The sequence below is a fragment of the Maribacter huludaoensis genome (genome assembly GCF_029350945.1).
Classification (GTDB): Bacteria; Bacteroidota; Bacteroidia; order Flavobacteriales; family Flavobacteriaceae; genus Maribacter; species Maribacter huludaoensis.
Window position 1 is genome coordinate 568,143 of record NZ_JARKMS010000001.1, and the last position, 22,025, is coordinate 590,167.

The 22,025-nt window shown below is 36.0% G+C and carries 22 protein-coding genes; 12 read left to right on the forward strand and 10 right to left on the reverse strand.

The features are described from left to right. Window positions 1–58 precede the first annotated feature (58 nt). Window positions 59–1,690, forward strand: a complete 1,632-nt coding sequence (locus tag PXC01_RS02475; RefSeq protein ID WP_276470793.1) for a SulP family inorganic anion transporter — start codon at window positions 59–61, stop codon at window positions 1,688–1,690. 20 nt (window positions 1,691–1,710) lie between these two features. Here the strand turns inward: PXC01_RS02475 and PXC01_RS02480 are convergent, their stop codons facing one another. Further along, a complete protein-coding gene (locus tag PXC01_RS02480) occupies window positions 1,711–1,986 on the reverse strand; it encodes a hypothetical protein (RefSeq protein WP_276470794.1) in 276 nt (91 codons plus the stop codon). 157 nt (window positions 1,987–2,143) lie between these two features. Here PXC01_RS02480 and PXC01_RS02485 point away from each other — a divergent pair, with 157 nt between their 5' ends. Next, the gene (locus tag PXC01_RS02485; protein ID WP_276470795.1) at window positions 2,144–3,244 is read left to right on the forward strand and encodes a lactonase family protein; all 1,101 of its coding nucleotides are present in this window, start codon (window positions 2,144–2,146) and stop codon (window positions 3,242–3,244) included. On the opposite strand, the gene trxA is transcribed toward PXC01_RS02485, so the two are convergent. The 5 genes from trxA to PXC01_RS02510 all read right to left on the reverse strand — a co-directional run bounded on the left by trxA (window position 3,241) and on the right by PXC01_RS02510 (window position 7,008). Then, window positions 3,241–3,537, reverse strand: a complete 297-nt coding sequence (gene trxA / locus PXC01_RS02490; RefSeq protein WP_276470796.1) for a thioredoxin — start codon at window positions 3,535–3,537, stop codon at window positions 3,241–3,243. The genes PXC01_RS02485 and trxA overlap by 4 nt on opposite strands. 45 nt (window positions 3,538–3,582) lie before the next feature. Next, window positions 3,583–4,272, reverse strand: a complete 690-nt coding sequence (locus PXC01_RS02495; RefSeq protein ID WP_276470797.1) for a DsbA family oxidoreductase — start codon at window positions 4,270–4,272, stop codon at window positions 3,583–3,585. A 136-nt stretch (window positions 4,273–4,408) separates the two neighbouring features. Beyond that, complete coding sequence (locus PXC01_RS02500) at window positions 4,409–4,888, reverse strand: c-type cytochrome (RefSeq protein WP_276470798.1); 480 nt, start codon at window positions 4,886–4,888, stop codon at window positions 4,409–4,411. Between the two features lie 149 nt (window positions 4,889–5,037). Further along, window positions 5,038–6,009: a YheT family hydrolase gene (locus tag PXC01_RS02505; protein WP_276470799.1), complete on the reverse strand. Its 972-nt coding sequence runs from the start codon at window positions 6,007–6,009 to the stop codon at window positions 5,038–5,040. 24 nt (window positions 6,010–6,033) lie between these two features. Further along, the gene (locus tag PXC01_RS02510; protein ID WP_276470800.1) at window positions 6,034–7,008 is read right to left on the reverse strand and encodes an NAD(P)H-dependent flavin oxidoreductase; all 975 of its coding nucleotides are present in this window, start codon (window positions 7,006–7,008) and stop codon (window positions 6,034–6,036) included. A 121-nt stretch (window positions 7,009–7,129) separates the two neighbouring features. Between PXC01_RS02510 and PXC01_RS02515 the strand changes: the two genes are divergently transcribed. Together PXC01_RS02515 and PXC01_RS02520 are read left to right on the forward strand one after the other, a co-directional pair. After that, entirely contained in the window at window positions 7,130–7,603 is a 474-nt protein-coding gene (locus PXC01_RS02515) for an acyl-CoA thioesterase (RefSeq protein ID WP_276470801.1), read from the forward strand. Between the two features lie 101 nt (window positions 7,604–7,704). Then, window positions 7,705–8,322 (forward strand): GntR family transcriptional regulator, encoded by a 618-nt coding sequence (locus PXC01_RS02520; protein ID WP_276470802.1) that lies wholly within the window; start codon window positions 7,705–7,707, stop codon window positions 8,320–8,322. On the opposite strand, the gene PXC01_RS02525 is transcribed toward PXC01_RS02520, so the two are convergent. Further along, the gene (locus tag PXC01_RS02525) at window positions 8,319–9,221 is read right to left on the reverse strand and encodes a DMT family transporter (RefSeq protein ID WP_276470803.1); all 903 of its coding nucleotides are present in this window, start codon (window positions 9,219–9,221) and stop codon (window positions 8,319–8,321) included. The genes PXC01_RS02520 and PXC01_RS02525 overlap by 4 nt on opposite strands. Continuing rightward, window positions 9,218–9,571: an arsenate reductase family protein gene (locus PXC01_RS02530; RefSeq protein WP_276470804.1), complete on the reverse strand. Its 354-nt coding sequence runs from the start codon at window positions 9,569–9,571 to the stop codon at window positions 9,218–9,220. Before PXC01_RS02530 ends, PXC01_RS02525 begins: the two co-directional genes overlap by 4 nt. Window positions 9,572–9,690: 119 nt before the next feature. Here PXC01_RS02530 and PXC01_RS02535 point away from each other — a divergent pair, with 119 nt between their 5' ends. Then, a complete protein-coding gene (locus PXC01_RS02535) occupies window positions 9,691–10,152 on the forward strand; it encodes a DinB family protein (RefSeq protein ID WP_276470805.1) in 462 nt (153 codons plus the stop codon). Here the strand turns inward: PXC01_RS02535 and PXC01_RS02540 are convergent. Next, complete coding sequence (locus PXC01_RS02540; protein ID WP_276470806.1) at window positions 10,149–10,892, reverse strand: DUF3298 and DUF4163 domain-containing protein; 744 nt, start codon at window positions 10,890–10,892, stop codon at window positions 10,149–10,151. The genes PXC01_RS02535 and PXC01_RS02540 overlap by 4 nt on opposite strands. A gap of 84 nt (window positions 10,893–10,976) precedes the next feature. On the opposite strand from PXC01_RS02540, the gene PXC01_RS02545 reads away from it, so the two are divergent. The 4 genes from PXC01_RS02545 (at window position 10,977) to PXC01_RS02560 (ending at window position 16,892) form a co-directional block, all read left to right on the forward strand. Beyond that, window positions 10,977–12,131: a cystathionine gamma-synthase gene (locus PXC01_RS02545; protein WP_276470807.1), complete on the forward strand. Its 1,155-nt coding sequence runs from the start codon at window positions 10,977–10,979 to the stop codon at window positions 12,129–12,131. Window positions 12,132–12,291: 160 nt separating this feature from the next. Then, window positions 12,292–13,635: an NADP-specific glutamate dehydrogenase gene (gene gdhA / locus PXC01_RS02550; protein WP_276470808.1), complete on the forward strand. Its 1,344-nt coding sequence runs from the start codon at window positions 12,292–12,294 to the stop codon at window positions 13,633–13,635. A gap of 124 nt (window positions 13,636–13,759) precedes the next feature. After that, a complete protein-coding gene (gene recO, locus PXC01_RS02555) occupies window positions 13,760–14,488 on the forward strand; it encodes a DNA repair protein RecO (RefSeq protein ID WP_276470809.1) in 729 nt (242 codons plus the stop codon). Next, window positions 14,481–16,892, forward strand: coding sequence for a TonB-dependent receptor (locus PXC01_RS02560; protein WP_276470810.1), 2,412 nt, complete (start codon window positions 14,481–14,483; stop codon window positions 16,890–16,892). The genes recO and PXC01_RS02560 overlap by 8 nt, the downstream gene beginning before the upstream one ends. Window positions 16,893–16,946: 54 nt before the next feature. On the opposite strand, the gene PXC01_RS02565 is transcribed toward PXC01_RS02560, so the two are convergent. Beyond that, on the reverse strand, window positions 16,947–17,384 hold the full coding sequence (locus PXC01_RS02565; RefSeq protein WP_276470811.1) for a hypothetical protein: 438 nt from the start codon (window positions 17,382–17,384) through the stop codon (window positions 16,947–16,949). Window positions 17,385–17,573: 189 nt separating this feature from the next. On the opposite strand from PXC01_RS02565, the gene ileS reads away from it, so the two are divergent. The 3 genes from ileS to PXC01_RS02580 all read left to right on the forward strand — a co-directional run bounded on the left by ileS (window position 17,574) and on the right by PXC01_RS02580 (window position 22,018). Then, entirely contained in the window at window positions 17,574–20,972 is a 3,399-nt protein-coding gene (ileS, locus tag PXC01_RS02570) for an isoleucine--tRNA ligase (protein WP_276470812.1), read from the forward strand. A gap of 3 nt (window positions 20,973–20,975) precedes the next feature. Continuing rightward, the gene (locus PXC01_RS02575; RefSeq protein ID WP_036157281.1) at window positions 20,976–21,359 is read left to right on the forward strand and encodes a TraR/DksA family transcriptional regulator; all 384 of its coding nucleotides are present in this window, start codon (window positions 20,976–20,978) and stop codon (window positions 21,357–21,359) included. 62 nt (window positions 21,360–21,421) lie between these two features. Further along, on the forward strand, window positions 21,422–22,018 hold the full coding sequence (locus tag PXC01_RS02580) for a hypothetical protein (RefSeq protein ID WP_276470813.1): 597 nt from the start codon (window positions 21,422–21,424) through the stop codon (window positions 22,016–22,018). The last annotated feature ends 7 nt before the right edge of the window (window positions 22,019–22,025 follow it).

Consider the following 22,025-nt stretch of genomic DNA (forward strand, 5'->3'; position numbering starts at 1 on the left):
TAGTTAGTGGTGAGGCCGGTAAATATGACTTATTTTTGCGCCCTTAAATTCATCGAGCATGCAGAAGTACCTCAATATTTTCGATTTCAACCAGAAAGTAGATTATAAGAATGAAATTTTAGCAGGATTAACAGTTGCAATGACAATGATTCCTGAATCGTTGATGTTCGCTATTCTTGCAGGGTTTTCTCCATTAGTAGGTTTGTACGGGGCATTTATAATGGGTTTGGTTACCGCGATATTTGGGGGTAGGCCTGGGTTAATTTCTGGTGGTGCAGGAGCTACGGTTGTTGTACTCATGGCATTAATGAACTCTCATGGTTTAGAATATGTTTTTGCCGCGGTTGCTATGGCCGGTGTTTTTCAATTAATCGTGGGCTTTTTAAAGTTGGGTAAATTTATACGTTTGGTTCCACAGCCGGTTATGTTCGGGTTTGTTAACGGTTTGGCCATTATCATTTTTATGGCTCAAATGGATCAATTTAAAGTAGGTGTGGGCGATGCCGCAGTTTGGTTAACAGGTACCACATTGTATACCATGGTAGGCTTGGTGCTGTTTACCATTGCAATAATTGTTTTTGTTCCTAAACTTACTAAAGCGGTACCAGCTTCATTGATAGGTATTATTGTAGTGTTTTTAATCGTCTATTTTTTAGATATTGAGACCAAACAAGTAGTTGATATCATTAATCAAGATACGTTGCCTGGAGAAAAATTAAAGTCACTTAGTGGGTCGTTACCTTCTTTTCACATTCCATCTATTCCTTTTACATTAGAAGCTTTTAAGATTATCTTGCCTTATGGATTAATTATGGCTGCTGTTGGTCTTACAGAAGGGCTGTTGACCTTGAATTTGGTAGATGAAATTACGAATACCAAAGGTAACAGTAATAGAGAATGTTTGGCACAAGGTGGAGCAAACATATTAAATGGTTTCTTTGGTGGTATGGGCGGTTGTCCAATGATTGCACAAACATTGGTTAACCTTTCTGCCGGTTCAAGAGCACGGTTATCTGGTATTATTGCAGCGTTGACCATATTATTGATCATATTGTTCGGTGCCCCGGTAATAGAGTTGGTACCTATAGCGGCCTTGGTAGGTGTTATGGTCATGGTTTCCGTTGGTACGTTTGAGTGGGCAAGTTTTAAAGCCCTAAGAAGAATGCCAAGATCAGATATTTTTGTAATGATATTGGTTACGTTGATCACGGTATTCCTACATAATTTGGCATTGGCGGTATTGATCGGTGTAATCATTTCGGCATTGGTATTCGCTTGGGAAAGTGCCAAGAGAATTAGGGCTAGAAAGTATGTAGATGAGCATGGCGTAAAGCACTATGAAATCTACGGTCCTTTATTCTTTGGTTCCACTACGCTTTTTAATGAAAAATTTGATGTACAAGGGGACCCCAGCGAAGTAATTATCGATTTTAAAGAAAGCCGTGTTTCCGACATGAGCGGTATAGAGGCTTTGAACAAAATTACCGATCGCTATGCCCAAGTAGGTAAAAAGGTTCATTTACGACACTTAAGTAATGATTGTATACGGTTGTTGGCCGCTGCAGATGACATTATCGATGTCAACGTAATGGAAGACCCTACGTACAAAGTTATGGTAGATAAACCTCTTTCCAAGTCAAAGGATGATGATCCAGAAACAAAAAATCCATTTAAGCTGTGGGGCTTATAAAAGCATGTATCTGGTAATTGCTATGACACAAATTTATAAATAGCATAAAAATTACCTAGAACTATAGCTATAGAAATTATGTAGATTCCTATTTCTTGTAAGCTGTCTTTTTTTGCTTGCGCTCTTATTTTGTCACGCACTAATTTACGCTCAAAATCGGTGAGTTCTTTGAAGTGTAATTTGGTTTCCTGTGTATAATCTAAATAATCTTTGCGTAATTCTCTAAAGCTTCTACTTTTTTTAAGTAGTGCTCTGTTCGCTTTTATTACTTTCATTGGTTGTCCTCCGTATCCCATCGTTCTTTCTTTCTTATATGTAGTAAAAACGGCTATTTTGTTACATAAAATTGAATTAATCGTATTTTTTGAACGATTCTTTTATATTTTTATCAATAAATATAAGTTCTCTCTTATTCAATTTTCAGAATTGATTTTTGAATTTTATATCCAAAAAATGAAGAAAAAAATAGGCTTATTTACTATAATTATAGGGTTGGTTATTTTAAACAGTTGTAAGGTGGAAGAGTTAAAAAATGAGCAAGTTCTCTTTGTAGGAACATATACCGATAATGGTAGCGAGGGAATATATAAGTTTAATTTCAACCTGAATACGGGCGAATTGACAAATAAGACGTTGGCTGCTAAAATTAAAAATCCCTCTTATATAGCATTTTCGCCTGATAGAAATTCTTTATATGCAGTTAGCGAGGTAGATGATTATAAGGAGAACAATGGTTCTATCACAGCTTTTAACGTAAAGGATACAGCTTTGGTTAAAATAAATGAGCAATCCACTTATGGCGCAAACCCATGTTATGTAGGGGTAAGTGATAGTGGTCAATTGGTAGCTGTGGCAAATTACACGGGAGGAAACGTAGCAGTATATGGGGCATCGGTTAATGGATTGAATTCAGATGCCCAAATTATTGATCACAAGTTGCTTGATTCTACTAAAAAAGCACATGCACACATGGCCTCTTTTATTAATGACGAGTTAGTTGTTTCCGATCTTGGATTAGATCGTATTAAAAAATATACGCAAGCAAATGGTGGTTTTGTGGAAAGCAAGCAGAAAGAATTGATACTTGCGGAAGGTGCAGGTCCTAGACATTTTGTAACCTCTGCCGGTGAAGAATTTCTTTATGTAATCAATGAATTGAATTCTACCATAACCATGTTCAGGAAAGAGGCTGGTAAGTATCACGGCAAAGATACTTATGCTACAGTAGAATCAAATTTTGAAGGGGAAAGCTATTGTGCAGATCTTCACTTATCGCCTGATGGTAAATACCTTTATGGTACAAATAGAGGGGAGAATACTATGGTCATATTTAAGGTCGATGCAACTACCGGTAACTTAGAATTAGTAGGTAGGGAGTCTGTAAAGGGCGATTGGCCAAGAAACTTTACTATTGACCCTACGGGTAAATATGTACTGGTAGCAAATCAACGTAGTAACAATATAGTTGTTTTTAATAGAGATGCGGAAAATGGCACGCTACGTTTTGTTAGCCAGGTTGATTTGCCTAGTCCAGTATGTTTAAAATTCTATTAATTAGATTTAATAATATGTAATAGATCATTTTTAGGTACTACACCAGATTGTCTCCAAACCTGTTTGCCGTCTTTAAAAAGAATCATAGTAGGTACACCCCTAACTTGGTACTGAGAAGCTAAAGTTTGATTTTTATCTACGTCTATTTTAACAATTTTAATAGCGTCGCCTAAATCTCCTTTTACATCCTTTAAAATGGGAGCCAGGGTTTTACAAGGTCCACACCAGTCAGCAAAAAAGTCAACTAAAACCGGAGTATCTCCTTTTATGATATCAGAAAATGATGATTTCATACTTCTTGTTTTAAATGTTAATAATTTCTTTTGGCTAATATTAAGTTAGCAAATTCCTGTAGAAGGGTCGCAACTATCACCAGTGGCAATTATTTTTAGTGGAGCCACTTGTTGAAAGGCTTCTAAAAATGCTGCTGGTGGTTGTGCACCGCTAATGCCATATTTGTCGTTGATGATAAAGAAAGGAACACTATTGACACCACGTTGTTGGTAATGTGCTATTTCTTGCTTTACAGAATAAGCAATAGCATCATCATTTAAAACTTTTTCCGTTTTTTCTGAAGACCATTTAAATTCTGCCATAATAGACTTTAGAACCACAACATCGTTTAAATGAAGGTTTTCATCAAAATACGCCTTCATAAATCGTTCTTTAAGGGTGTCTTTAAATCCTTCTTCGCCAGCCACATGTAAAAGTTGATGTAGGGGCAATGTATTTACGGCCAACCATTCTTTTCCAAAGTTGAAATTAATTCCTTCTTCTTTGCCGCTTTCTTGTAAACGTTTTGTCATTTCAAGAGGCCCTTCTACACTCCCAAATTTATTGTTAAGATACGTGTCTCTATCTAGTCCTTCCTTTGGTATATTCGGGTCTAATTGAAATGGGTGCCATTCAATTTCAATCTCGGTGCCATCCCATTCTTTTATAGCTTTTTCCAATCGTTTCTTGCCAACATAACACCAAGGGCAAGCAACATCGGAAACTATATCTATTTTTATTTTATCGTTTTGCATATATCATTTTTAATATTCAATTGGTCGTAAAAAGTTGTAAAAACATACATTCAACGGGGACTGTTAAAATGAATTAAAAAAAGAAAACCCTCTCATGTACATGAAAGGGTTTTCGGTATTAGGTTGGCGTTTAATTTTAAAGGGTACGTAAATATTCTGCTATATTACGTGCCTCATCTTCTTTTAAGTTTTGATTGAGCATTATCGCATTGTTATATTCTTTCAATAATGCCTTTGCAATAGGGTCTTCTTTCAACATTTTATCAGGATTGATAATCATGTTCATAACCCATTCTGGGCTTCTTCGTTCGTAAACACCTTTAAGTGCAGGCCCGATCATACGTTGTTCGGCCATATGACAAGCCGTACATATAGCTTGAAATTTTTCTTTGCCCGCAGCTGCCATTTCTTCATTTACGGCATCATCAAAAGTAACACTGGTAATAGGGCCAACTCCTTTATTATCTAAATCAACTGGCACGCCTTCACTTGCCGTTTCTGTTTTAGCTTCTTTTTTGGTCCTGTTCATTTCAAAACCATCTTTTTTCTCTTCCTTCTTCTCACCACAACTAATTATCATTGTGCCAAGAGCCAATAAGGTGAATAATTTGCGCATACGTAACTTTCTTTTAAGTATTGTCAGTAAAATGAGCGACTAATATATGAATTTTTACGGGTAGAAGTATATATAAATAAGTAGTCATTTTAGTTTTTAACTAAAAAGTATAAGTAAGTAACAAATTATATAAATGTTTTTGTATTTGTTCAGTTACGCTGGCCAATGTTATTTAAGAACTCTAGTGTTCGGCTTTCTGAATAAGTGCAGTTATTATTTCCGTAAAAACCAACATGACCTCCGTATTTGGGCATTTCTAAAAAAAGGGCTCTGTGATGTTTTGCAATTTCTATTGGGTAGCATTCAGACCCTAAAAAAGAATCGTTTAGTGCATTTATTATTAACGTAGGAACTTTTATACTATCCAAAAATTGAAGACTGCTGCTTTTCTTATAATAGTCCATGGCATTATTAAAACCGTGCGCTTTACTGGTATAAAAATCATCAAAATCCTTTAGGGTCTTAATGCTTTTAATATCTGAATTAGAAATTAGGTCTGGAAATAACTCTTGTTTTTGCTTCAATTTTTTGATGAGGTTACCTTTAAACCGTTTAGCATAAATGGCATTCTTGTTTTGAAGCAGTTCTTGAAGCGAGTCAGCTAATTGGCAAGGTACAGAAATTGCTACAGCTCCTTTAATTTCATTGGCCCTCTCCCTCTTTTCACCTAAATATTTTAAAAGAAGATTACCGCCAAGACTAAATCCGTGCAGGTATATACTTTTATATTCGTCTAAATGTAAAACATGTTCTATAACTGCTTGTAGATCTTCTGTGGCTCCAGAATGATATGACCTGAAAAGTCTGTTGGCAGAACCACTGCATCCTCTTAGGTTAATGGCACAGACATCATAGCCAGATAGGGTCAGGGCTTTGGCACTACCCTTAATATAAGCTCGCTTTGAACTTCCTTCAAGTCCATGTACTATAATGACCAATTTTTTGGATGAAGATGTTGCGTAACTCCAGTCTGTATCTAAAAAATCAGAATCAGGTAAGGTAATACGAATGCGTATTTGCTCTAAATTATCTACTTTTCTAATTAATCCGGCATATATGGTAGAAAAGTGTCCGTTTTTAAAAAATAATGGCGGATCATATGTAGAATCAATTAACGGCATCTATGTGTAAAGCTAGAATAATATTTATTTCGGGTAGGTTTCTAAGACTTTCATTTGCTCCTCTATCGCTTCTTTAAACTCTACTTTTAAGTGTGTTACTAATTCGGTAACAGCTATAGAATCGTCAATAAGGGCAGAACCTTGTCCGGCAGACCAGATAGTTTTCCAGGCTTTGGCTTCGGTATTCATTTCTTTGCCAAAATCTATTTTGACATCTTTCTTTAGGTCTTCTTCGGTAATACCTGCCGCTTTTAAACTAGCTGCAAGAAAGTTGGCATGAACACCAGAAATAGATGCGGTATAAACTACATCACTAGCACCGGCATCAATGATCATTTGGCGATATTCTGGTGTAGCTTTACTTTCATTAGTATTTATAAATCTTGTGCCCATATAGGCTAAGTCTGCACCCATTTGTAAGGCGGAAGCAATATCCCTACCGGTACTTATACAGCCAGATAGAAGAATGGTTTTATGAAAAAATTTCTTTATTTCTGCAACCAATGTCATAGGGTTGATTGTACCTGCATGGCCCCCGGCACCTGCGGCAACCAGTATTAAACCGTCAACACCGGCTTCAGCTGCTTTTTCCGCATGACGTTTTTTAATAATATCGTGAAAAACCAAGCCGCCATAACTATGAATAGTATCTACTACCTGCGAAACTGCTCCCAAAGAAGTTATGATCAAAGGTACTTTATGCTTTGCACAAAGTTTTAAATCTGCCTCTAATCTAGGGTTTGTTTGGTGTACAATGAGATTTACACCGAACGGAGCCGCTTTTTTTCCGGTCTCCTCTTCAAATGCCTGTAAGGCAGATTTTATTTCAATGAGCCATTCCTCAAAACCTTCACTAGTACGTTGGTTCAATGCCGGAAAAGTACCGACAATGCCATTCTTGCAACATTCAATGACCAATTGTGGTCCTGAAATTAAAAACATTGGAGCTGCAACTGCAGGCAAGGATAATTCTTTTATGAATGCGGGTTTGTTTGACATAGGAATGAAATTTTGAACGTGATTTAAAAATAACTATAAAAAATGATGTTCTTTGGTTCTTACATTTCAAAACTATGGTATTTTTATAAAGTATTATGCATGCATAACAAAAAATATTAGAATGTATACAAAGGATTTTGAAGTACGGTGGAGCGATATTGATGCAAATCGTCATTTGGCAAACTCGGCATTTGTCAATTTTATGAGTCATACAAGGCTCGCCTTTTTAATGGAGCTAGGTTTTGATCAGCGTACTATGACTGACTATAAAATAGGTCCTGTGGCTTTTTATGAGCATATGTATTATTTCAAGGAAGCTTTTTTAGGAAACCAAATAAAGGTCTCTTTAGAAATTAAGGGACTTAGTGAGGATGGAAAATTTTTTGAGTTTAATCATGATTTTTATAATGATAAAGGAGAAAATATAGCGCGTTGTGAAATGATGGGGGCATGGATCAATCTACAATCTAGAAAGCTAACAGGATTGGCAGAAGAATTAATAAGCAAATTTAGTGGTTTTGAAAAAGCTGAAGATTTTAGGGTGTTGACTAAGGAACACACAAGAGAATTTTTAAAAATTCCCAAAAATTTATAAGAATTGTAATGTTAAATTATTTATTTTTAAACGACATACAGTTAGTTTCCCTCCTAGACTGTTGAGAAATCAATAACCACCTATACTAACATATTCTAATAATGGTCAGTCTACCAGAAGAAATTTTTCAAGATACTTACGGTAAAGTAAAAAAATTGATCGTTACCAAGAAATTGGTTCCAGGGCAACTTATTACGGAACATAGGCTATCACATACTTTAAGTATAAAAGATGATACCGTTCCGGTAGTTTTATTACAATTAAGACAAGAGAGTCTTCTAGTAGGTAGTTTGGATAATGGCCTTTCTGTAAGGGAATTGTGCGAGCAAGAAATTAGGGAGATGTTTGATTGTAGAATAGCATTGGAAACAATGGCGGTAAGGTTGTTTACGCAAAATGCCCCACAATCTAAAATTGATGATTTAAGAAGTCTTTTGGTTCCATTTGAAAGCGGACCTAAAAACGGATACGTTTTCTATAAAATTGATAGATTTTTTCATGAATTCATTATTAAAAATTGCGGTAATAGAACATTGTACGACATGTACAAGACGGCCAAAATAGCATCATTTATGGACTTGGTAGGTTTAAATAGGCCTTTATATAAAATTTTAGAAGAGCATCTAAATCTTGTTTCCGCCATGCATCACAGAGACTGTAAAAAGGCTGTTGAGATACTTACCGTAAACTTGGAAAAAGCTAAAAAATCTCATTTTTAAGGTTCCTGAAATTGTTTCTTGGGTTTTTTACTAGAAAGATAAACTCCAATTAACACAAAGCAGGCAGCTATTATTTTTATTGTAGTAATTGCATCTTGCCCTGTGATCACTGCGTATGCAATACCTAATAATGGTTGTACATAAACAAAAGCGCTTAATGTAGAGGCTTTAAGTTGAGTAAGGGCAAAAATATTGAATAAATAAGTGCAAAAGGTAGTTCCAATAATTACAAAGCCAATTCCAAAATAAGCTTCAAAAGGTAATGTACTCCAAGAAATCTGCATGAATTCTTGATAACCAAAAGGTAAACAGATAAGGACACCTAAAGAGAAAAGCCATTTCATGAATGTAAACGGATGATATTTACCGATCAACACTTTTACAAGTACTAAATATGACCCGTAGAACATAGAATTCAGAAAAATTAAAAAATTACCCAAGGGAATGTTAGGTGCGTCCTGTCTTACCTCTGCACTAAATAATATTAAACCTAATGCCCCTAATAAACCTATAACAATACCTAATATTTTTCTATTAGAAATTTTCTCTTTTAAGATTACGGCAGATAATATAAGTACAATGATCGGTGTAGTGGTAATCAGTACGGCACTGTTAATGGGTGTAGATAGTGATAGGCCTTTAAAAAACACCAACATGTTAAAAGCCATGCCCAGCAGTGCACAAATTAACATTCTAAGATAATCTTTACGATCAATGCGTTCTTTTGGTCCTAAAGGAGAAATTAGCCAAAATAGAACGGCAGCACCCAAAACCCTAAGCATTATGAATCCAAAAGGTTGTACATAATGGGGCATAATACCTTTTGCAATAGTATGGTTTAAGGCGTATATGGTAGTAGCTCCAATAGCTGCAAGTATGGCTAATGATCTTTTGCTCAAGGGTGTATTGCCATTTTAGCGGCTTCTATTACCTTTTTACTATTTCCTATAAAAATTTGGTCATCAACTATAATTACAGGTCGTTTTAAGAAAGTGTATTGTTCTAAGATCAACGCTTTAATATCTTCTTCAGAAAGGTTTTGCTCTTTAAGATTACGTTCTCGGTATAGTACAGCTCTTTTGCTAAATAAAGCTTCGTAGCTTTCAGAAAGCTTATGCATTTCTTCAAGTTGAGAAGTGGTTATTGGTTCTGTTTTTATGTCTTGAAGTTCAAAATCCGTAAGTGGTTGCAATTCTTGGATAATACGTTGACAAGTAGAGCAAGTACTTAAATGATATATTTTTTTCATGCGTATAATTATAAGGGTAATACTTTAAAAGAATAGACCTTTGGTAAAGGCATTGGAAATACAAAGAAACCTAAATAACATTAATTGTGCTATTTTTACAAAGCAGAAAATATGAAATAATGACAGAGAATATATATGAAGTAATGTTGCAAAACCGCAAAAATTTACATGCAATATTAACTAAGACACCTAAAGATAAATTACTTAAAATTCCTGAAGGTTTTAATAATAATGCCTATTGGAATATTGCCCATACCATAGTAACGCAGCAAGTGTTGATATATAAGTTTAGCGGTTTACAAATGCGTGTACCAAATGAATTGGTAGCAAAATTTGCAAAAGGCACCGTGCCGGATGGTACTGCAACAGATGAAGAAATGATGATGGTGGCAGATTTTCTGATTTCAACGGCAGAATGGTTAAAAGAAGATTACGAAACCTCACTTTTTCAATCTTTTAACGAATATACCACAAGTGCGCGTGTAACACTTAAGAATGTTGATGATGCCATTGCCTTCAACTTGTTTCATGAAGGGCTTCATATTGGCCAGATCGCACTTTTGTTAAAGCAGCTTTCCTAAAATTTGTTCGGGTATTTTAAAAAAGCATTTGCTTTTGCGTAAGGTACGGTTAGGATAATCGGTCCATCTGCAAAAGATGCTATTTCGTAAGACTCATAGTAAAGTAGTAGTCCATTTTCCGTATACCCCATATTATCGGGCAAATAAAAACGCTCTGTCTCGAACATAAAGCCCGTATTGTTGATAGAACCTTCTGCAGGTATATTTTCCTGTTTTCTAAAAAGTGTTTCAGCGAAGGTTTTAAACTCTTCCAAATCGGTGAATAAATTTTCTTGATATAATTCTACCCCGTTAAGTTTATCAAAATTTAAAAATCGGTTAGTGCCATAGCCGTGTGCCCCTCCTGTATAAATGTAAGATTCTAATTTAATGGTGATGATGCTTTCGTTTTCAAAAGTGATACTCCCTTCAACTGTAGCTTCCCAAGGCATAGATTCTTCTGAAAATTTTCCGTTTACCTCTTTATAGTCATTTAGAAACGTCTCTTTTGCTTCTTCAAGATTTTGCGCGTTACTTTCCTCATAAAAATTCAGCAAAGCTATAATTTCACCTTCTAAGGCATTGTTAATGGTTTTACTAAGTTTGGTTTTACCTGTAGCTTGCGGAATTTCTATACGAACAGATGTGCAATTCTCACAAGAATCCGTAGCAATAGTCAACGGTTCAAAAGAAACGGAGTTCTTGTTGTTACACCCAATAAGTATAACACAAATAAGTAGGCAGGTAAGCTTAGATTTCATCGAGAAAATAGATTTATTGTAAAAATACAGCTTCATTGTATTCCCCGAAAGATAACAATACATTTGTGTTATAAATACTTGAATATGGCTTCTAAAAATTTAAAATTCAATACTAAGACCATACATGGCGGTCAGCATCCAGATGAAGCGTTTGGTGCTGTTATGCCACCAATTTACCAGACCACCACTTATGCACAAACAACACCGGGCGGTCATAAAGGATATCAATATTCAAGAAGTGCCAACCCTACAAGAACAGCATTGGAAAATTCATTGGCCAGTATAGAAAATGGTGAATATGGTTTAGCTTTTGGTAGTGGTATTGCGGCAATAGATGCAGTCATTAAATTATTGGTGCCGGGCGATGAGGTAATTTCTACGAATGACCTTTATGGCGGAACATATAGGATATTCAAAAAAATATTTGAAAAGTTTGGTATTGTATTCCACTTTGTGGGAATGCAGGGAATAGATGCCGTTCGTAATAAAATTAACTCGAAAACAAAGTTGATTTGGGTAGAAACACCAACGAACCCAATGATGAATATAATCGATATTAAGGCAATAGCCGCCTTAAAAGCGAATACAAATATTTTGCTAGCGGTAGATAACACGTTTGCTACACCTTATCTTCAAAAGCCTTTAGAATTAGGTGCTGATATCGTTATGCATTCTGCAACCAAATATTTAGGAGGCCATAGTGATACTGTGGTAGGGGCCTTAGTGGTAAAAGATAAAGAGTTGGCAGATCAACTCTATTTTATACAAAATGCAAGTGGTGCCGTGTGTGGCCCTATGGACAGCTTTTTGGTATTAAGAGGAATAAAGACCTTACACGTACGTATGCAACGACATTGTGAGAATGGTAAGGCAATAGCCGAATACCTTAAAAGCAACCCCAAGATCGAAAAGGTGTATTGGCCAGGGTTTGAGGATCACCCTAATCATTATATTGCAAAAGAGCAGATGAAAGATTTTGGAGGTATGATTTCGTTTGTTCCAAAAGGAGGTAGTTATGAAGATGCCATAAAGATTGTAGAAAAATTACAGGTATTTACTTTGGCAGAGTCTTTAGGAGGTGTTGAAAGTCTGGCTGGTCATCCTGCAAGTATGACCCATGCAAGTATTCCAAAAGAAGAACGACTTAGTAGTGGAGTTGTAGATGCATTGATCAGATTAAGCGTTGGTATTGAAGATGTTGAGGATTTAATTGCGGACATAGAACAAGCGATAGGATAATTGGCTAAATGTTAAATTAAATGTAGTAATTATAGGTAGTTTGTTGTCAAAACAACAATTTTTATCGAATTTTAAAAAAATAAGCAATCAAATTACACAAATAGCATAATTTTGACGTTATATTTTGAAATCAATAATTTAAACAAGTTTAAATAGCTTTATGGAGAATAAAATAAAAGCATTTATGGATGAGGTTATTTCCAGAAATGGACACGAACCAGAATTCATTCAAGCGGTGCAAGAAGTTGCTGAAACAGTAATACCATATATTGCGAAGCACGAAATCTATAATGGTAAGAATATTCTTTTAAGAATGGTTGAGCCAGAGCGTTTGGTTTCGTTTAGGGTTGCATGGGTAGACGATGATGGTGAAATTCATGTAAACCGTGGTTATAGAATTCAAATGAATTCTGCTATTGGACCGTATAAAGGTGGTTTGCGTTTTCACCCTACCGTAAATGCAAGTATCTTAAAATTCTTGGCTTTTGAGCAAGTATTTAAAAATAGTCTTACAACATTGCCAATGGGTGGTGGTAAGGGCGGGTCTGATTTTGATCCAAAAGGAAAATCTGATGATGAGGTAATGCGTTTTTGCCATGCCTTCATGTTAGAATTGAATAGACATATTGGTCCTAATACAGATGTACCTGCAGGTGATATTGGTGTAGGTGCACGTGAAATTGGTTTCCTTTTTGGTATGTACAAAAAGATCAGAAATGAGTTTACAGGTGTATTGACAGGTAAGGGACTTTCTTGGGGCGGTTCTAAAATTAGACCAGAGGCGACCGGGTACGGTACCGTATATTTTGCACAAAGTATGTTGAAAACCAAAAACGAAAGCTTTGATGGTAAAACAGTTGTAATTTCTGGATCGGGCAACGTTGCACAATACGCTGCCGAAAAGGCAATTTTATTAGGTGCCAAGGTAGTAACACTATCAGATTCTAGCGGATATATCTATGATAAAGACGGTATTGACGATGATAAGCTTGCCTTTGTAATGGATCTAAAGAACAATAGAAGAGGCCGTATTTCTGAATATGCGGATAAATATCCTTCTGCAGAATTTTATGCAGGTAAAACACCTTGGGAAGTTAAGTGTGATATTGCATTGCCATGTGCAACCCAGAACGAGTTAAATCAGCAAGATGCTAAAACGCTTCTAAGTAATGGTTGTATGTGTGTTGCTGAAGGAGCTAATATGCCTTGTAATACGGATGCGGTTCATGAATTCAATAACGCAAAAATATTGTTTGCGCCAGGTAAAGCCTCAAATGCAGGTGGTGTAGCAACATCAGGATTGGAAATGTCCCAGAACTCATTAAGAATTAGCTGGACACGTGAAGAGGTAGATGAGCGTTTAAAGGATATTATGGAAGATATACATGATTCTTGTATTGAATTCGGTAAGGAAGAAGACGGTTTCTGCAACTATGTTAAAGGAGCCAATATTGCCGGTTTTGTTAAGGTTGCAGATGCAATGTTGGCACAAGGAGTGATCTAGAAGTTAGATTAGCTAAAGCAGATAAATTTATAATGCGAGGTTCTGAAATGGAGCCTCGCATTTTTTTATGCATTTGCGTCACTAAACTTCAATCCGTTATCTTTGTTTAAATTGATGTTCTATTATGCAGGTAACCACAAAGGCAATAGTATTTTCTGCACTAAAATATGGCGATACAAGCCTAATTGTAAAAGCCTTTACTGCATCTGACGGAATCAAATCCTATTTACTTCGCGGTGTTTTGTCTTCTAAAAAAGGAAAGTTGAAAACTGCTTATTTTCAGCCGTTGACCCAGTTAGAAATCGTTGCCAATCATAAAAATAAAGGCACACTGGAGACTCTTAAAGAAGCAAAGGTTTTTTATCATTATCAGACTTTATATGCAGATATGGCCAAAAATGCCATGACCTTGTTTTTGGCAGAGCTATTGGGCAATAGTATACGTGAAGAAGAAATGAACGAAGATTTGTATCAGTTTCTAGAAGCATCTTTACAATGGTTGGATATTCATAAAGACGTTGCTAATTTTCATCTACATTTTATGTTGTCATTGACTCGTTATTTAGGATTTTACCCAGATGTATATCAGATAGATAAGCCCTATTTTGATCTGTTAGAAGGGGAGTTTACTGCAACCGAATCATTGAACCCTATGTTAAGAGGAGAAAATATTTATTATTTCAAGACCTTATTGGGCACAAATTTTGATGCAATGCATACGGTAAAGATGAAAAAAACCAATCGTCAAGAATTGCTTAAATCCTTAATACTTTATTTTGAATTGCATTTACAGGGTTTTAGGAAACCAAAGTCGCTTGCCGTTTTAAATGAAGTTTTCAATACCTATGTCTAAGTATATAATTGTAGCGTTTTTTTTATGGTGTTGTCTTGGCAACGGCCAAGAAATTGTCGTTTTAGATGCCGATACTGGGGAGGAGATTTCAAATGTTGCCGTTTATAATAGAGATAAATCCAAGATTGCACTGTCAGATTTTGATGGGGTTTTCAATGCTACGGTGTTTTTGGATAAGGAGCGTATAACTTTAAAGCATATTGGGTATCAGGAATTTAAAACTACCAAGGTGCAGCTACAAAGGCAAGGTCAAAAAGCTTATTTGATTATGAAGGCGCAACAATTAGATGAAGTTGTTATGTCTGTATCTAAATGGGAACAGCAAAAGAGAGATATTCCAAATAGAATAATTTCTTTAGATGCCAGGTCAATAGCATTTTCAGCTCCGCAAACTTCGGCAGATTTGCTTCAGAATAGTGGTAAGGTTTTCGTTCAAAAAAGTCAAATGGGTGGTGGTAGCCCAATGATCAGGGGTTTCGCAACCAATAGATTGCTGTTATCCGTAGATGGGGTGCGCATGAACAATGCTATTTTTAGAGGCGGCAATGTGCAAAATGTAATTTCTATCGATCCATTTACTGTCAAGAATACGGAAGTCATATTCGGTCCAGGGTCCGTTATCTATGGAAGTGATGCGATAGGTGGAGTAATGAATTTTTATACTAAAAATCCCTTGTTATCTGAGAACGATAGTCTTTTGGTTCAGGGTAATGCCAATTATAGATTTGCTACGGCAAATACCGAAAATACCGTACATGCAGATATAAACTTGGGTAAAAAAATATGGTCGTCTCTAACGAGCATAACGTATAATAATTTTCAAGATTTAAGAATGGGTTCCCATGGTCCAGATTCTTATTTGAGAAATTCATATGTACGAACAGTAGGGGGTATAGACGAGCTAATAGAAAATAAGTCACCTAAAAAACAAGTACCAACAGGATATGATCAATTAAGTTTAATGCAAAAATTCTTGTACAAGCCTAACGCAAAATGGGATATCAATTTAGGGGTATATTACACGGAAACATCAGATTATTCACGATATGATAGATTGATAAGACCCACTAGTGACGGATTAGGGTTGCGTTCGGCAGAATGGTACTATGGTCCTCAAAAATGGTTCATGGGAAATGCCCAAGTACAGAAAAAAGGTAATGGAAAAGTATTTGATGGTGTAAAATTGGGAATGGCATATCAGTATTTTGAGGAAAGTAGAATTAATAGGGATTTTCAAGATGAGGTCAGGAATTCTACAAAAGAAAAAGTAGATGCTGCAAATTTTAATATTGATTTTGAAAATAAGAAAATAGGGAACTTTAAACTTTATTATGGTGCCGAATATATTTATAACAATGTAAGGTCAACTGGAAATGATTTTAATATTGTAACTGAAGAAAATACCAATGCACCTTCAAGATATCCAGACGGTTCTACCTGGCAAAGTTTGGCCGGTTATGCCAACGGTGAATATAAGGCAAAACCTAATTTCACGATTATGTCCGGATTAAGATATAGTCATGTTTGGGTAAATGCTACATTTGAGGATACCTTTTATGATTTTCCATTTAAAACGGCAGATTTAAGCACTGGAGCTTTAACGGGCAGCATAGGTTTTAGTTGGTTTCCACGAGCAAATCTTCAAGTTACCTTAAACGGGTCAACTGGCTTTAGGGCTCCCAATATTGATGATGTAGGTAAAATTTTCGATTCAGAGCCAGGTTCTGTGGTAGTACCGAATCCGGATTTGGAACCTGAGTATGCCTATAATGCGGAAATAGGAGTTCAGCGCAATATAAGTGATAAGTTTATTCTTAAAGGAGCGGCATACTATACATATCTGGTAGATGCTTTAGTAAGAAGGGATTTTAGTTACAATGGTATTTCTGAAATAGAATATGGTGGTGAGTTGAGTAATGTTCAGGCAATTCAAAATGCGGCAAAGGCTTATGTTTATGGTTTTGAATTTGGGCTTGAGGCATATTTGACCGAGCAGTGGTCATTGGCATCTAACCTAACATTAACAGAAGGCGTAGAAGAGGAGGATGATGGTTCTGAAACACCTGCTCGTCATGCAGCACCAACATTTGGGGATTTTCACGTAATTTGGAAAAATCAGCGTTTACGTACAGATTTGTTTTTGAATTATAATGCAGAGATAGCAAATGAAGACTTGGCAGTATCAGAACAGTCAAAAGAATACATTTATGCAGTAGATGAAAATGGGAATCCTTTTTCTCCATCTTGGTACACCTTAAATTTTCGTTCCCAGTATGATGTTACCAATAATTTTAAGGTAACCACTAGTTTAGAAAATATAACAGATCAGCGCTATAGGACATATTCATCTGGTATCGTTGCTCCAGGTTTAAATGTTGTTCTTGGGGTAGGGTATCAATTTTAAACAAAAAAAGACCCGTTATTAACGGGTCTTTTAAATTATAAAAATAGGTTATTGTTAGTGTTTAACCGCATTTTTTACGTCTTCAGCTTTTTGAGCTGCTTTGTCAGCCGCATCATTGGCAGCATCTTTTACGTTGTTACCAGCTTCTTTTGCAGCGTCAACACCATCTTGGCCAGCTTTCTTGGCAGCGTCCATTGTATCTTCACCAGCTTTTTTAGCGGCATCAATACCATTTTGACCAGCTTCTTTTACTGTCTCGGCAGCATCTTCAGCAGCATCCATTGCATTTTCGCTTGCTTCTTTAGCAGCGTCCATTGCGCCTTCGCCAGCCTCTTCTAAATCTTTACCAGCTTCTTTTAACTCTTCACCTGCATTTTCTAATGCGGCACCGGCCTCTTCAGTTGCAGATTTTGCCTTGTCGGCAGCATCTCTACAAGAAACAGACATACTAAGTGCTAAAATTGCTAATGATCCTAAAATTACTTTTTTCATTTGTATAAACGTTAAATGGTTAATTGTTCCGTGGTAATATACGTAGAATTTTAACTTTTGGATGTTTAAGAGCATGATAAATTTATTAATACGTGATTTATAGGTATTTCAGTACGGTCAATAAGCTCCTTTTTGATCAAAATTTTATAATTTTGCAGCCTTTTAAACCTAGTACCATAAGCATTTCGTATGAAGTTCACAGAATATCAAGGATTGAATTTACCAAAGGTCGCAGAAGAAATACTTGACTACTGGTCAAAAAATGCCATTTTTGAAAAAAGCATCGCTACTCGTGAGGGTAAAGACAGCTATGTTTTCTATGAGGGTCCGCCTTCGGCAAATGGTATGCCGGGTATTCACCATGTAATGGCTAGAACCATTAAAGATATTTTTCCAAGATATAAAACCATGAAGGGTTATCAAGTTAAGCGTAAAGCTGGTTGGGATACTCATGGTCTTCCAATAGAATTGGGTGTTGAAAAGGAATTGGGTATTACAAAAGAAGATATTGGAGTTAAAATCTCTGTAGAAGAATATAATGCCGCCTGTAAAAAAGCGGTAATGAGATATACAGATGTTTGGAATTCAATGACCGAACAAGTTGGCTATTGGGTAGATATGGAAGACCCTTATATCACTTACAAGTCCAAATATATGGAGACGGTATGGTGGTTGTTAAAACAAATCTATTCTAAAGGTCTAATTTATAAAGGGTATACTATACAACCATATTCCCCTAAGGCAGGGACAGGTTTAAGCTCGCATGAGCTAAACCAACCAGGTACATACCAAGATGTAACGGATACTACGGTGACCGCTCAGTTTAAAGCCGTAGAAGAAACCTTGCCGGATTTCTTGCAGAATGAAGGAACGATATACTTTTTAGCCTGGACGACAACACCTTGGACATTACCTTCCAACACGGCATTGACCGTAGGACCAAAAATTGACTACGTGCTTGTAGAGTCTTATAATCAGTACACTTTTGAGCCAATGAATGTAGTGCTTGCCAAGAATTTGGTAGGTAAACAATTCTCAGGTAAGTTCACGGAGGTAACAGAGAAGTCGGCATTGTTGGAGTATAAATCTGGCGATAAAAAAATACCTTACTACGTTGTAAAGGAATTTAAGGGAAAAGATCTATTGGAAATAAGATATGAGCAGTTATTGGATTATGTATTGCCATATGAAAACGCAGAAAACGCTTTTAGAATTATTGCAGGAGATTTTGTTACCACTGAAGATGGTACGGGTATTGTTCATACCGCGCCAACTTTTGGTGCAGATGATGCTTTTGTAGCAAAGCAGGCGGTTCCTGAAATACCGCCAATGTTGGTGCTAGATGAAAATGCCAACTTAGTGCCCCTTGTTGACTTACAAGGTAAGTTTAGGCCAGAGTTGAAAGAATTGGGCGGTAAGTACGTAAAGAACGAATATTATGAAGATGGTAAAGCGCCCGAACGTTCAATAGATGTCGAAATTGCCATTAAACTAAAAGAAGAAAATAAGGCCTTTAAGGTAGAGAAGTATGTACACAGTTACCCTAACTGCTGGCGTACGGATAAGCCCATATTATATTATCCTTTAGATTCTTGGTTCATTAAAGTGACTGATGTTAAGGATAAAATGTTCGGTCTGAACCAAACGATCAACTGGAAGCCAAAAGCAACTGGTGAAGGTAGATTTGGTAATTGGTTGGCAAATGCAAATGATTGGAACCTTTCTAGGTCACGTTATTGGGGTATTCCATTGCCGATCTGGAGAACAGAAGATGGTAAAGAAGAAATTATCATAGGTTCCGTAGCTGAACTGAAGTCAGAAATGGCAAAAGCAGTTGAGGCAGGAGTTATGGAAAAGGATATATATGCAGACTTTGTTGTAAACGATATGTCCGATGATAACTATGATAAAATAGATTTACATAAGAATATAGTTGATCAGATTACATTAGTATCCGCATCAGGAAAACCAATGAAACGTGAAAGCGATTTAATTGATGTTTGGTTTGATAGTGGTTCTATGCCCTATGCACAATGGCATTATCCATTTGAGAATAAAGATTTAATAGATGAAGGGAAAACGTTTCCTGCCGATTTCATTGCAGAAGGGGTTGATCAAACTCGTGGTTGGTTCTATACCTTGCATGCAATTGCAACTATGGTTTTTGATTCTGTTGCTTATAAAAATGTAGTATCTAACGGGCTGGTGTTAGATAAGGAAGGTAAAAAAATGTCTAAGCGATTAGGTAATGCCGTAGATCCTTTTGAAACGATGAACGAGCATGGGGCCGATGCTACAAGATGGTACATGATCAGTAATGCCAACCCTTGGGATAACCTGAAATTTGATACTGAAGGTATAGTGGAGGTCAAGCGTAAGTTCTTCGGAACTTTATATAATACGTATTCTTTCTTTGGTCTATATGCCAACTTGGATAAATTTACATATACAGAGGCAGATGTGCCAATGGCAGAGCGTACAGAGATTGATCGCTGGATTCTTTCCGAGTTGAATTCGTTGATAAAAATTGTAGATACCGCATATGAGGAATATGAGCCTACACGTGCTGCTAGGGCAATTTCAGAATTCGTTCAAGAGAACCTTAGTAACTGGTATGTACGTTTGTGTAGAAGACGTTTTTGGAAAGGAGAGTATGCTACAGATAAAATAGCGGCATATCAAACCCTCTATACCTGTTTAGATGTAGTGGCTAAACTTTCAGCGCCTATTGCACCGTTTTTTATGGATCGTTTATATTTAGATTTAAATAAAGCTACCGTAAAAGATGGTTTTGAAAGTGTACACTTGGCAAACTTTCCCGTTGCAGATGAATCACTTATAGATGAAGGTCTTGAGGTAAAAATGCACAAAGCGCAGGTAATATCATCTTTGGTATTATCTATTCGTCAGAAAGAGAAGATAAAAGTGCGTCAACCATTACAGAAAATTATGATTCCTGTATTTGATGATAAGGATAGGGAAGAAATTGAAGCGGTTTCAGAATTAATTAAATCTGAAGTTAACGTTAAGGAAATTCAATTGTTAGATGATGCTTCTGGTATATTGGTAAAACGTATTAAGCCTAATTTCAAGACTTTAGGTCCTAAATTTGGTAAAGAAATGAAGCAGATTGCTCAAGTTGTCAATGGTTTTGATCAGAATGATATCCAAAAAATTGAGCAGGATGGCGAATTAACAATCCAATTAGAAAATAAAAGTATTACTTTACAGTTACAGGATGTAGAGATCTCTTCTCAGGATATTGAAGGTTGGATGGTTGCTACCTCTGGTAAATTAACCGTTGCTTTAGATGTTACGATTAATGAAGAGTTAAGAAATGAAGGTGTTGCAAGAGAGCTGGTAAATAGAATTCAGAACATTAGAAAAGATTCTGGTTTTGAAGTAACGGATAAAATTGCAATTGAAATATTGAAAGATGGTTTTGTTGAAGTTGCTGTAGAAAACAATTTAGATTATATTAAAACAGAAACATTAACGGCTAAACTAAATTTTGTAGAAAACTTGAATAAGGGCATGGATATTGCTTTTGATGAGGTAAAGACTAAATTGTTTATTGAAAAATATTAAAGTATGGCAGAAGATTTAAAAGTGAGGTATTCTGACAAAGATTTGGCAGAATTCAAAGTATTGATAGAAGAAAAGATAGAAAAGGCCAAAAGTCATTTAGAGCTTTTGAAAAGTGCTTATATGAACGACGGTAATAATGGTACGGATGATACGTCTCCTACCTTTAAAGCTTTTGAAGAAGGTTCTGAAACTATGAGCAAAGAGGCAAATACCCAATTGGCTATTAGGCAAGAAAAGTTTATTCGTGATCTTAAAAATGCAATGTTACGTATAGAAAACAAGACCTTTGGTATATGTCGTGTAACAGGAAAGTTGATTAATAAAGAGCGATTGAAACTTGTTCCACATGCTACTTTAAGTATTGAAGCTAAGAATATGCAATCATAATTAAAACGCCTCTAGGGGCGTTTTTTAATAGTCTTTAATTGAAAGGTTCCCTATTATATTTTATGCTTCTGCTTTCTTTTGGGTTATGTGCCCAAAAGAAGGTGTATAAAAATGTATTGGCGGATAACATTGGTCTAATTCAGGTAGATGCTACTAATTGCTTCATAGTAGAGATTCATACGGGCAATAGTAACAGGGTTAGCATTGAGGCTGAAATGGAAGGGGAGTATAGCAAAGATTTGGAGCTAGAAGTTTCAACGAACGGTAATACACTTATTGTGGATACGGTCTTTGCACCAAATTTTAAAAACCCCAATGATAAACTTAGTGCCCATAAGGTAATTTCTATTGCGCTACGATTAACCTTGCCATCTTATAAGAATTTAGAAATTTTTGGCACAAATACCAGAGTAGTTTTAGATGGTACGTATAAAGATTTGCAGGTATCTCTAGCAGATGGCAACTGTATGCTGAACAACATAATTGCCAACGCGGAGATAAAAACGCAAAGTGGTAATATTAAGGTGTATTCCACAGGGGCTACTATTGATGCCATAAGTAAATATGGGGTAGTTTCCTCCAATAAAATACCGAAAGGAAATTCATCTTTAAAACTACAGACCGTAACCGGAAATATTGATCTCTTTAAAACCGAATAATATTTAT